The organism is Prosthecobacter sp. GW821-HT29F12, assembly GCF_058803405.1.
Genome location: NZ_CM179517.1, coordinates 2,044,654 through 2,056,608 on the forward strand (window position 1 = coordinate 2,044,654; position 11,955 = coordinate 2,056,608).

The 11,955-nt window shown below is 60.2% G+C and carries 8 protein-coding genes; 3 read left to right on the top strand and 5 right to left on the bottom strand.

The features are described from left to right. Positions 1 to 10: 10 nt before the first annotated feature. Both AC3RLQ_RS08355 and AC3RLQ_RS08360 read left to right on the top strand, forming a co-directional pair. Positions 11 to 1,102 (top strand): PA0069 family radical SAM protein, encoded by a 1,092-nt coding sequence (locus tag AC3RLQ_RS08355; RefSeq protein WP_493036105.1) that lies wholly within the window; start codon positions 11 to 13, stop codon positions 1,100 to 1,102. 381 nt (positions 1,103 to 1,483) lie between these two features. Beyond that, positions 1,484 to 4,429, top strand: a complete 2,946-nt coding sequence (locus AC3RLQ_RS08360) for a hybrid sensor histidine kinase/response regulator (protein ID WP_493036107.1) — start codon at positions 1,484 to 1,486, stop codon at positions 4,427 to 4,429. Positions 4,430 to 4,542: 113 nt separating this feature from the next. On the opposite strand, the gene AC3RLQ_RS08365 is transcribed toward AC3RLQ_RS08360, so the two are convergent. The 5 genes from AC3RLQ_RS08365 to AC3RLQ_RS08385 all read right to left on the bottom strand — a co-directional run bounded on the left by AC3RLQ_RS08365 (position 4,543) and on the right by AC3RLQ_RS08385 (position 10,992). After that, a complete protein-coding gene (locus AC3RLQ_RS08365) occupies positions 4,543 to 5,286 on the bottom strand; it encodes a hypothetical protein (protein WP_493036109.1) in 744 nt (247 codons plus the stop codon). Positions 5,287 to 6,206: 920 nt separating this feature from the next. Next, complete coding sequence (locus AC3RLQ_RS08370) at positions 6,207 to 9,854, bottom strand: FtsK/SpoIIIE domain-containing protein (RefSeq protein ID WP_493036111.1); 3,648 nt, start codon at positions 9,852 to 9,854, stop codon at positions 6,207 to 6,209. Then, entirely contained in the window at positions 9,838 to 10,038 is a 201-nt protein-coding gene (locus AC3RLQ_RS08375) for a hypothetical protein (protein ID WP_395734273.1), read from the bottom strand. Before AC3RLQ_RS08375 ends, AC3RLQ_RS08370 begins: the two co-directional genes overlap by 17 nt. Positions 10,039 to 10,183: 145 nt before the next feature. Next, positions 10,184 to 10,681, bottom strand: coding sequence for a hypothetical protein (locus tag AC3RLQ_RS08380; RefSeq protein ID WP_493036113.1), 498 nt, complete (start codon positions 10,679 to 10,681; stop codon positions 10,184 to 10,186). A 38-nt stretch (positions 10,682 to 10,719) separates the two neighbouring features. Further along, positions 10,720 to 10,992, bottom strand: coding sequence for a WXG100 family type VII secretion target (locus tag AC3RLQ_RS08385; protein ID WP_422318081.1), 273 nt, complete (start codon positions 10,990 to 10,992; stop codon positions 10,720 to 10,722). 209 nt (positions 10,993 to 11,201) lie between these two features. On the opposite strand from AC3RLQ_RS08385, the gene AC3RLQ_RS08390 reads away from it, so the two are divergent. Continuing rightward, positions 11,202 to 11,915, top strand: a complete 714-nt coding sequence (locus AC3RLQ_RS08390; protein WP_493036115.1) for a hypothetical protein — start codon at positions 11,202 to 11,204, stop codon at positions 11,913 to 11,915. The last annotated feature ends 40 nt before the right edge of the window (positions 11,916 to 11,955 follow it).

Sequence of the window (11,955 nt, forward strand, 5' to 3'; positions counted from 1 at the left end):
AAAGGAGCACATGCCTGTTCATTTGCACAGCGAAGGGAATGACGCCTCTACGGGCGTGTCGAAGGGCATCCATGGACGCGGAGCCGGGCACAATCCGGACCAGCGGTTCGCAGAGCTGCATGTGGACTACGATCCCGGTGAAGCGCCGGAGAAGGTGGCCACGAAGTTTCTGCGCGATCACTCGTCCAGCATCATCTCGCGCAACAGCAGCCCGGATCTGCCCTTTGAGGCCAGTCTGAATCCCTACCGTGGCTGCGAGCACGGCTGCGCCTACTGCTACGCACGGCCCACGCATGAGTACCTTGGCTTCTCCGCCGGGGTGGACTTTGAGTCTCGCATCATGGTCAAGGAGAACGCCCCTGCCCTGCTGCGCGCCGAACTGCTGAAGCCGAGCTACAAGCCGGTGACGCTGTCCCTCAGCGGTGTCACGGACTGCTACCAGCCGATTGAGAAAAAGCTGCGCATCACGCGAGGCTGCCTGGAAGTGCTGGCCGAGTGCCGCCACCCGGTGGTGCTGATCACGAAGAACCACCTCGTCACGCGGGATATAGATTTGCTGGCTGAGCTGGCGCGGCATTCCGCCACGGCGGTGTATATTTCGATCACGACGCTGGATTCCGAACTGGCCCGCAAGCTGGAGCCGCGTGCGTCATCGCCGAAGATGCGGCTGGAGGCGATCCGCCTGCTGCATGAGGCAGGCATTCCTGTGGGGGTCTCCACCGCGCCGATCATCCCCGGACTGAACGATTCGGAAATCCCCGCGCTCATTGAGGCCGCGCGCGCTGCGGGGGCGCAGTTCGCGGGATACACGGTGGTACGACTGCCCTTTGCGGTGAAGGATGTGTTTCGTGCGTGGCTGGACCAGCACTTTCCTGGCATGCGGGACAAGATTCTCAGCCGCATCGAGGAGACCCAGGGGAAGACGATGTCTCACGGTGAATTTGGCAAGCGGCTCAAGGGCATGGGTGTGTGGTCGGAGCAGATCGCGGCGATGTTCAAGGTGTCGATCAAACGCGCCGGCATGCTGCACCGGAGGCCGGAGGTGAGCGCGGAGGCATTTCGGCGGCCAAAGGATGCGGGCGGGCAGATGGAGTTGTTTTGATTGGGAGGGATATGGGATGGTTGAAGGTGAATATGCATGGGACGTTCGTTTTTGCCGCAGAGGGGCGGAGGAGCAGAGGGGGCAGAGATGGATTCTGTTGCGGACTAAAGTTACAGCCGATGAGGCTGGCACGTGGGGTGTAGAGTGGGTCGGCTTTGGAGAACGCGGATGGTGCAGATGTGGCATGAGGTGCTTGGCTGTGTGGCGGAGCTTTCCAGAGCCGGTTGAAAACCGGCGCTCCCAGTACAGAGCTGCTGCGCAGAGCTGGGATGATCCTGGCCTTGCGGCAAAGTTGAGCGCCTCATGGCGTTGAGTGATTGAGGCTTGTGATGCCCGCATGCATCCTTGCCATTTTCAAAGAGGGCGCGTATTAGGTGGCGAATGCCTGACGTCGCCAAGCCAGCCCATGCACCGGCGGACAGAGCCACTCCGGCTTTCTGTGCACCGAATTTATCGAGCATTGAGGAGCACTACAAGCTGCTCAGCTGCCTGCTGGATTACATTCCTGACCGCATTTATTTCAAGGACAAGCAGGGGGCGTTTGTGCTGGTGAGCCGGTCCGAAGCTGAGTATCTCGGAGCGTGTGATCCGGCTGAGGTGATCGGCAAAACGGACTTCGATTACTTCGAGCCTGCACTGGCGCAGGCGGCGCTGGAGGATGAGCAGGAGCTGATGCGGCTGGGCAAATCCATCACCGGCAAGGAGGAGAAAAAGCGGCTGCTGGACGGACGCACGGGCTGGGCGCTGGTGACGAAGATCCCGCTGCGCGATGCGGATGGCGGCATCATCGGCACCTGCGGGATTTCGAAGGACATCACGGCGCTCAAGGAGACTGAGGAAGCTCTGTACAAGGCCAATGCCGCGCTGGCTTCGCAGAAGGCGCTGCTGGAGCAGTCCATGGCGGAGCTGCAGCAGACGAAGCTGGAACTGGTGCAGCAGCTGGCGCTGCGCGAGCGCGTGGAAGATGAACTGGTGCGCGCCAAGCGTGAGGCGGAGGAGGCCAGCAGCGGACTGGGCCCCTTCTTTCAGGTGGCGCTGGACATGCTGTGCATCGCGGGCATGGACGGCTATTTCAAACGCATCAATCCGGCCTTTTGCACCACGCTGGGCTACACGGAGAAGGAGATGCTGGGCCGGCCTTTCCTCGAATTTGTGCATCCTGAAGACCGGCCGAAAACCGTGGCGGCAGTCGAGCGGCTGGAGGCGGGGCTGAACCTGGTCAATTTCATCAATCGCTACCAGCACAAGGAAGGTGGTTACCTTTGGATCGAGTGGACTGCGGCGCCGAACGGCGGCAAAACGGCAATCTATGCGGCGGCGCGAAACATCACGCAGCGGATTCAGACGGAGGACGAGCTGCGCATGGCGCGTGCGGCGGCCGAGGCGGCGAACCAGGCCAAGAGCACCTTCCTGGCGAACATGAGCCATGAAATTCGCACGCCGATGAACGGCGTGCTGGGCATGACGGAGCTGCTGCTGAACACGCGCATGACCCCTGATCAACGCGGTTATTTGAACCTGGTGCGGCAGTCGGCGGATTCGCTGATGACGGTGCTCAATGACATCCTGGATTTCTCCAAGATCGAGGCGGGCAAGATGGACCTGGACAGCCATGAGTTTGATCTGCGCGACTCCATCGGGGACACCCTGCAAACACTGGCGGCACGCTCGGCGGAAAAGGACATTGAGCTGGCCTACCTGGTGAAGCCTGACGTGCCGGACTGCCTGATCGGCGACATCTGCCGCCTGAGGCAGATCATTTTGAATCTGGTAGGAAATGCCATCAAGTTCACGCCGCGTGGTGAGATCGTGGTGGAGCTGCGGGTGGAGAGCCGGACCGAGGACCGGGCGACCCTGCATGTGCAGGTGTCTGACACGGGGATCGGCATCGCCAAGGACAAGCAGGCGAATGTGTTTGAATCCTTCACGCAGGCGGAGAGCTCTACCACGCGGCGCTTCGGCGGCACCGGGCTGGGCCTGACCATTTCCAGGCAGCTGGTGGAGCTGATGCAGGGGCGCATGTGGCTGGAGAGCGAGCCGGGCAAGGGCAGCATCTTCCACTTCACAGCTCAGTTTGAACTGGGCACCCAGAAGCCGAATGCCGCGCGCATGCTGCCCGACAAACTGCACGACTTCCAGGTGCTGGTGGTGGATGACAATGCGACGAACCGCACGATCCTCGAAGAGATGCTCAAGACCTGGGAGCTGCGGCCGGTGCTTGCCGCCAGCGGCGCCGAGGCCTTGGATATTTTGGAGCAGGCCCACGGGGAAGGCGCACCCATCCCGCTGGTGCTGCTGGACTACATGATGCCGGAGATGGATGGCGCGGAAGTTTGCCGCCAGATCCGCGAACGCTTCGGCGACAGCGCGCCGAAAATTTTGGTCCTGTCTTCCGGTGGCAATCTGACCGCCGAGATCGGGGATGAAGATCTGGGCTATGAGCGCTGCCTGACCAAGCCAGTGAAGCATTCGGATCTTTTCGACACGATCAGCCGCGTGATGGGCGGGCTGATGGCCGATGACAAAACGGGCGGTGCCTATGACATGCCGGGGCTGCAGAGCATGGCACCGATGAAGCTGCTGCTGGCGGAAGATGGCCGGGTGAATCAACTCGTGGCCATCAAGATGCTGGAGGACCGGGGACATGAGGTCACGCTGGCCTGCAATGGGCGCGAGGCTTTGGAGCTGCTCGCCAGCCAGACTTTTGACGCGATCCTCATGGACATCCAGATGCCTGAGATGAACGGATTTGAAGCGACGCTGGCCATCCGCGAAAGCGAGGCCGGCACCGACAGGCATGTGCCCATCATCGCCATGACGGCAAATGCGATGAAGGGTGACCGCGAGCAGTGCCTGGCTGCAGGAATGGATGACTACATCGCCAAGCCCATTCACTCGTCGCAGCTTTATCCCCTGCTGGAAAAGTTTGCCAGCCTCAGCGAGACGCCCCAGGCGGATCCCCTGCCCTGCGGCGCTGCATGCAACGAGCCGGTGTTCGACGCCGACACTTTCTGTGACAACATTGGCGATGGCCCGCTGATGCTGGAGCTGATCCGGCTGTTCTTTGAGGAGTCGCAGCCCATGCTCGGCCATGCCTGCCTCGCGCTGCATGAGCTGGATGCGGAAGCGCTGCATCAAGCCGCCCATTCTTTGCAGGGACTGGTGGGGAATTATGCCGCCGCACCGGCCTTCAATGCGGTGTCGGCTCTGACTCAATGCACGCGGAATGGCAATCTGCTGCAGGCGGGCAAGCTGCTCGCGGAGGTGACGGATGAAATCGCGCGGTTGAGGGAAGCGCTGGCGGAGTTTGCGAAGGAGATTGAGTGAGGGGGGCGCAGGGCCTCAGAGCACGCTCTCTGCAGCAGGAGTACCATCCACTCTGCCCCATTTTCCAGAAAAAATCAAGCTCAGTGCAACAAACGCAAAGAGAACGCCCACTCTCACGGGAAACCTCCAAGGTCAAATAAACCGAATTCAGCTTCTTTGAAACACTGCTTGCGTGAATACCAGTCCATGGGTTCCTGTCTTGGCTTGTACATCGCAGAAGATTTGTGCTTCACATAGTAATCCCAGATTTTTTGAGCCCACTCATTTGTCCACTTCTTATCCTCAGGCGGGGTTGTTGTTTTCAGATATGCGTGAGTCGCGGTGATCCCACGTAAAGTCATAGGGCACTCATTCATCATGGCGTCAAAGATGGCAAGCGCGTCATCCAGACGCTGCTTGACTCGTTCCGGAGAATTGATGTTTTCGATCAAAGGCTGGCCCGTCTGCGGATCCAAAAAATCATCTATTCCAAAGCCGACCTTATCAAAGTACGTTCTCATGAGATGAGTGCGCCGGGGAAACATCAGATCATATTGTCGCCCAAAATTGATGAAAGCACCACCTGCCTGAGCGATTGCATCAAAATACATCTCCTCAAGATCCATAAAACGAATGCCTTTTTTTAAAAGCTTCAGGCCATCCATATCGCATTGCCATAGCAGTACACCCGGCTCTAAGACACTCAGGACGTGTGAATCGAAACGGCTAAGAAATTCGGCGATGATGGGTGGAACCTCGATTCCTTCAACATTCAAATATTTCTCGTCTGGGGAGATGGGCTGAAGCTTTGGAGGTAAAAATCCCATGGATCTCATTAAATCCATGGTCTCTTCATATTTCTGTTTGGATTTGTTCATTTTACTCCTCCTTATCTTGCGACATTTCGGTATTGGCCATACACAAGTGGTATTTTTTCGCTAAAGCCTTTAAGAGCCTCGTCATTCGAAAGCCGCACCTCATATTCGAGGTCGCAAACAGAGGCTGCCAATTGCTGAGCCTGAAATTGGACAAATGCATGTGAAAATGAGCCGAGCTGCCTAGCGGTCCATTCATTTGGTTGCTTGTTCATCCACTGGTATCCCCACTTCCCTTCAAGAGCTTTATATGGGCGAGGGGAAAGCGAGGGGGTGCCACCGTCATAATTCACAGGGATATAACTAAATGCCTGGCATGAATGGCACTCGGTTAAGGACATGGATCGTGAGTTTTGGAGCTGTAGCACACTCTTCTACTGCGGCGGCGCTCATTGCAGACGCTGCTGGCGATCGGGGCGTGTGGCGAAGGCGTTGGGTTTGCTTCCCGGTCGTGTATTGCTATACCCAGGGTCGCCTCGCTGAGGCTCGGCTGACCCTGGGCTGAATTACGCAGCCCCGTTGGGGCTGGTGTGGGCGCAAGAGTGGACTGGTGGAAGAGAGCTGAACGGCCAAAAAACGCAGAATTACTGGCATTGTGAACCAACGAAAAGCTGCCTTAACCGAGTGCCATTCATGCTTGGCATTATATGCAACAATGGCTGCACATCGACCTTCATGCGGGCTTTTTGCTCTCCGTTCTTTGGACGCCGTTGTATGGATGGCGGCACCGCTTTCACGGGGTGAGGCGTGTTGTGTGGCCAACGCACCGTTCTTTCGGCGAAGGCGGGGTCGCGCTTGAGCTTGCTGCACGCACTCCATGAGGCTGCGCGTTGGCGTTCGCACTGATCTCGTTTCGATACCGGGCATGCGTCGGCCGCCGCAGAGGCGCTCTGCGGGAAACCTGTCTGTGCGTGCCCAGGGACCTACTTCCCGATCTGTGCCACGGCTTCGGCGACCCAGCCGGAGTCTGGGATGGCGAAGGGGCGGAAGGTTTCGAGGCGGGATTCGTGTTCGCTGTAGAAGAGGGCGCGGTGGAGGCCGAGCATGCTGGCTTTGGGGGAGTCGATGAGGCTGGCGGAGTCGTTGGCGCTCATCTGGAAGAGGACGCGCATGCCGAGCTCGCTGACGGACTTGCGGCTGAGCGAGCGGTTGACGTTGTTGAGGGTGTCGAGGCTGGTGATGAGATGGATGCCGAGGGGCGGGCCTTCGGAGATGATCTCGTTGAGCTGGCTGCCGGGCTTGGGGGCGTCGTCGCCGCCGAAGGAGAAGTCTTCTTCGTAGCGCAGCTTGCGGAACTTTTGCAGGCCGTGGATGAAGAGGTAGATGGGCGGATCTCCGGCGCTGCCTTCATCGCTGCGGCGCTTCATTTCGGCGTGGATTTCGGCGATGAATTCGGGGGCTTCGTGGCCCTGCGAAATCTTGGCGTGGCCCTGGGCGATGCTTTCGAGGAATACGCAGTCGGGTGTGTCTGCGAGCGCGCCGTGAATGAGGTAGAACTTGGGCGGAGTGGCGCGTGGGTGCTGCGCGGCGAGGGCGAGCATGCCGAGGCCAATGATGGCGGCGACGGCTTCGTCGTTCTGACCGACGAGAAGCAGATGGCGGCCGCTCTGGCGTGGGAACATGGCTTCCGTGGGGCCTTTGATGGCGTTGGGCATGCCGAGCCAGCACTTCGGGTCCGCAGGGGCTTTGACGGGCGGATGTTCCAGGGCGGTGGTGAGCAGGGCGTTGTCGCGCACGTCGGCGGGCATGTTGCCTTCAAAGACGATGGGGCGCTTGTTGCTGAAACCGCGTTCCTTGGAGAGCTGGGTGACTTTGACGAGGTTGGCATCCCTCTCTTCGTCGGTGAGCCAGACGACCTGGAAGGGGCTGTTTCCTTCCACGGCACCGGCGGCGTCGTTGTAGATGCCTTCGCCGGGGCGCGAGAGGAGGCGCGGCGCGGTGTTGGTGTCGTCCATGATGAGGGCGGCATCAGCCTCGTTACACTGCAAAGCGATGCGGATGACCATCTGCCCCAGCGTGGTGCGGGCGAGCGTGTAGGCACCGCCGAGGGTCTGGGAACCAAGGAAGACATGGATGCCGAAAGCACGGCCCTGACGCACGATGCGGTCCAGCAGCAGCGCGGCGCCCTGGGCGACGGAGTCGTCTTCGGTGAAGTATTCCTGGAACTCATCGATGATGAGCATGGCGCGTGGCATGGGTTCGCCGCCGCCGGCACGCTTGTATCCGGCAAGATCCTGCGCGCCGGCCTTGCGGAAGAGTTCACCGCGACGGCGGAGTTCTTCGTCGATGCGTTGCAGCACGCTCAAGGCGAATTCGCGATCGCTCTCAATGGCGATGACTTTGGCGTGCGGCAGTTTGTTGTCTGCATAGCACTTGAACTCGACGCCTTTCTTGAAGTCGATGAGATAGAATTCGACTTCGTCCGGGCTGCAGGAGAGCGCGAGATTGGTGATGATGATGTGCAGCAGGGTTGATTTACCGGAACCGGTTTTACCTGCGAGGAGGGCGTGCTGCCTGGTGCCTTTGCCGATGGCGAGGTATTGCAGCTTCGTGGCGCCGGTGCGGCCGATGGCCACGCGGAGTTCGTTGGTGGTGCTTTCCGCCCACAGTTCCTTCGGAGCAACCACGCTGAAGGGCACCTGCACGCGGTTGGAGTCGATGCTGGCCTGGCCGATCTGATGCGCGAGATCCGCGGCGATGACATCCGGCGGCGGTGCATCGAGCTCCAGGGTGCGAATGCCATTGAAGCTGACGACGCCTTTTTCCCGCACGATGCGCAGGCAGTTTTTGCGCAGGTCTTCGGCGCTGAGTCCTTCAGGAAGCGGCTGGCGTTTGTCCCAATGAATGAGCACAAAGACGCCGCAGCGCGCGCCGCTCATGACAATGCTCTTCAGACGCGCCATGGACGATTCATTGAAGCCCGCAGGAAGTCCGGCGATGACGAGGAAGTGGTACTTCTCCGCCACGCTGCCGGCCTGCTCGTTGTATTCGGTGATGGTCGCGTACTCGTTGCGCAGGTACATCTGGATGACCTTTTCCACGTGCTCGTTGAGCTCGATGAGGCGCTCTTCGATCTGCTCGCGCTGCGTCCAGATGCGGCGGTTGATGAGGGCGGGTTCGTAGTCGGCCAGGTGCATGAGTCCGGCGAAGTTCTGCCCGAGACCGACGGCGTCGATGATGGTGAAGTGGACTTTTCCGGGTGGTGCCTGGGTGAAGAGGCGGAAGATGACGTCGTTCATCACATCGGCCACCCACTTGCCGCCGTCGTCGTCGGTTTCGATGAGCAATGAGCCCTCCTGTGGGAAGGCGAGCGCGAGAGGCAGGGTGACGCGCTCATGGCCGCGGAGATCGAAGGGTGTTTCTTTGGCAAACAGCGCCGCCTGCGTGCTGAGGTCCAGCTTCAGCGAGCCAAAGCGCACGGAGTTTGGAAACTGATCCTGCGGCTGGTAGGTGGCGGTCCAGGCTTCCAACTGAGCGGCGGGATCCTGCTCGATCTCTTCCACCGAGGCGAGCAGCGGGGGGATTTTTTGATTCCACTCGGCCTGCAGCTTGAACCAGCGCTGCTGTGCCACCGCCTGCATGGCGTGCATGGCGGCTTCGTGCTGCTCATTGAGCTGCTGGCGCTGAGACATGAGGGGGCCGCTGACCTGCGCGACGGCGGCGGCTTTTTGCACTTCGAAACGCTGCAAATTGCGGGCGAGGAGGCGCTCGTTGCGGGCGAGGCAGGCGGGGATCTGCGTGGCAAGCCGGCGCAGCATGGCCAGGCGGTATTTCTCCGCGACTTCTTCCGTGCGATTCCAATCGGCGGTGACCAGGGCATCGGTATGATCAAAGTCTGCCTGAATCTGCGCGGCAGCGGCATCCTTGGCGGCATGCAGTTCCTGCAGGCAGGTTTCGTAATCCAGCACTGCGGCGCTGAGCTCCTGGAGATCCACGCGGGGCTTGGAGAACATCTTGAACATGCCGGTGCTTTTGCCGGCGGCGAGCTGCTCTTCGAGGCCCTGGGCATGCCCTTCAATGTCGGCAATGCGGGCGGGGATGTCCGCCAGCGTGAGACGGGTGTTCGGTGCGGGGGCGGTCTTGCGGCCGAGGCGTTCGCCGGTGGCCTTCAGCACGGCCAGCAGGCGATCTTTGGCGGCGGTGAGGCGCTCCAGCAGGGCTTCGGTGTTGTGCTCCAGCTGCTGCAGGCCGCGTTTGCGCATGGCGTCTGCATGCACGCGGCGCATCTGCTGGCGTCCGAGCCAGCGCTCGCGCTCCTTCTGCACCATGGCTTTGAGGTCGCGCTTGATGCGGTCCTCGTAGCGTTTGAAGGAGGTGGTGCGCAGCGCGTGGCGGGCGTGGATGGTCTTGACGTACTCATCCCACTGCGCCTCCACTTCGGTGACGGTGGCGCCGTGCTGCGCATCAAAAAGCTCCAGCTGCTGGATGTGGTTTTGTTCGGCGGTGTAACGCTTGGAGCGGATTTCGCGGGCGATCTGCTCGCTGCGCGCGGCAAAATCGGCGATGGTGTCACGCAGCGAGATGTGCAGGGAGGCTATGCGCGAGGAGCGGAGATCAAGGGAGCTGTTCACAGTCTTTGCGGATCTTTCGGAGCAGGTTTTCGAGTTCGTTGATCATGGCGCCGGTCTTGGTCATGAGACCGGGCAGCTGCTCAAGGTAGGTTTTTTCAAATTCCAGCGCCTTGGCGTCACGCCAGTGCACCTTGGTGGCATGCCAGTGCTCGGAGAGTTCGCGGGCGTTTTGGATGAGATTCATGGGCCGGTAAGCAGTCGAGGATAAGCAGCAGGTGCCAAACGGTGGAGCAGTAAGTGGTGAACGGTCAGGAGCGGGAGGTGGACGGCCGGAAGCAGGAGGCGGACGGCTGACGATTGACGGCAGCCCCGGGGCGGCAGTCAGAGGATCAGGAAGGAGAACTTGCAGGAGGGGCCGGAGTTTCGTTGTAGGCCTGAAGTATTTTCTGAATTTCGACGAGGTAGGCCACAGCCTTGGTGAGATCGCTGTCGAGGTAGTCGCGCAGGGAGTCGGTTTTGCGCGCCAGCGGATCAATGGTGCGGTCGAAATCACGCCCCCATGCCTTGGTGCGGTCGAGCTTGGCCTGGGCCTCCTCGAGCGCGGCGCGGGCTTTCCGCACGGCCATCTGCTGGACGGTGGGATTGTCAATGAACTCGGAATTGCGTGCGCTCATGAGCTCCTGCTGCGCCTGATCGAGCTTCTTCTGCCGCATGCGGATCTGCTGCTGCCAGTAGGCAGGCTGCTCCGTCTGAACCCAGCCGCGTGTTTTTTTCACCGCGTCCTGCACGTTGTCGAGCGCCTGGCGGGTTTTGTTGATGAAGACAATGAGCGCAACGCGAAAGGACTCGATGGAATCGAGATTCGAGATGCGTGCCTGGTCAGCCATGGGTGCTGGGTACTAGATGCTTGATGCTGGATGCCAGATCAGCGCTGGCTGAGGTATTCCTCAATGCGCTGGGCCTTGCGGAGGAGGAAGGGCGTGTGCTGCTCGGACATCTCCATAAAGCGCTTGATGGCTTTCATGGTGGTGGTGAATTCGGCGGCGAACTTCTCATGCTCGGCGTCCTGCCAGGTCTCGCCGAGGGCGGTGAAGCGGCTCTGCAGGGAGGCGGAGCGCTGCTGCATTTCCGTGTTGAAGCGTTTCAACTCCTGCGCGAAGCGCCGGACTTCCTCGGGATTCATGATTGCCTGGGCCATGCTGCAATGATGAAGTGAGAATGAAGATTGACGAATGGTTTTGCTACGAATTTGGCAGGCCATTTGGTGTAACCGCCACTAACACAGCATCTTTTGCCTATCGGCGGAATAATCTCGACACCGCCAGAGGTGAAATGTTAAAACGCTGCCATTGAACCGGAAGCGGCGCGGATGCAGCACGCCATGCTTCCCATCTGGGAACCAAGGCGATGAAGATCTTCAACTACAACACGGCCCAGGCGTTTGCGCGGCCGTCTGTGCAGGGCTGGCTGGTGGTCTTTGTGTGCGGATTTCTCACCGTGTGCATCATCGGGCCGGCGTTTTGCATCGCGGTGTGGCTGATTGTCAAAGTTTTGAGACGGCTGCCTGCGATCCCCCTGCCCGACTGGGATATGACGGTGCTGTCCACCGCAGGCGTCATCCTGCAAGTCGCGGCGGTCTTCGGAGCTTTGCTGGCGACGGTGATGGTGCTGGACCTGGCGCGGCGCAGGCGGCAGGAGGCCCGCATCCCGGGGCACCACCCCATCATCGGTGGCTATGAACACTCGGCGTTTTACAAGACCTGGCATGCAGAGCCGGTGCTGCCGACGGGCAAGCCGGTGAGATTGAGCGCCTACGGCAGCGGCCCAGCGCCTGCGCAGGCGGCGCTGTGGCAGCAGTTCATTGGAAAATATGATGAACTGATCGCCGCCGCCACACGCTCCTTGCTGGCGGAGGGGCATCCTTTAGAAGGCTGTGAATCGGTCACCTTCACGCCAAGCGGCATCACGCTGACGCGGGAGGGGCAGATGCATCTGGGGTTTGAGTTTGCCACAGTGCCGGAGAACTTTTGGAAGTCGGAGGTAGATCAACCCTATCCGACGGCCAGCTTTACAGCAGCGCTGGAATTGAAGAGCACGGAGTGGCTGAAGCCGTATGGGTGAGGGGGGCTTGGGGGCTTTGATGCGGAATGAAGCGCACAGG

Coding starts and splice junctions, on each gene's coding strand:
- AC3RLQ_RS08380 (WP_493036113.1), bottom strand. CDS start 10,681: ATGGCTGACCAGGCACGCATCTCGAATCTCGATTCCATCGAGTCCTTT.
- AC3RLQ_RS08360 (WP_493036107.1), top strand. CDS start 1,484: ATGCCTGACGTCGCCAAGCCAGCCCATGCACCGGCGGACAGAGCCACT.
- AC3RLQ_RS08375 (WP_395734273.1), bottom strand. CDS start 10,038: ATGAATCTCATCCAAAACGCCCGCGAACTCTCCGAGCACTGGCATGCC.
- AC3RLQ_RS08390 (WP_493036115.1), top strand. CDS start 11,202: ATGAAGATCTTCAACTACAACACGGCCCAGGCGTTTGCGCGGCCGTCT.
- AC3RLQ_RS08365 (WP_493036109.1), bottom strand. CDS start 5,286: ATGAACAAATCCAAACAGAAATATGAAGAGACCATGGATTTAATGAGA.
- AC3RLQ_RS08385 (WP_422318081.1), bottom strand. CDS start 10,992: ATGGCCCAGGCAATCATGAATCCCGAGGAAGTCCGGCGCTTCGCGCAG.
- AC3RLQ_RS08355 (WP_493036105.1), top strand. CDS start 11: ATGCCTGTTCATTTGCACAGCGAAGGGAATGACGCCTCTACGGGCGTG.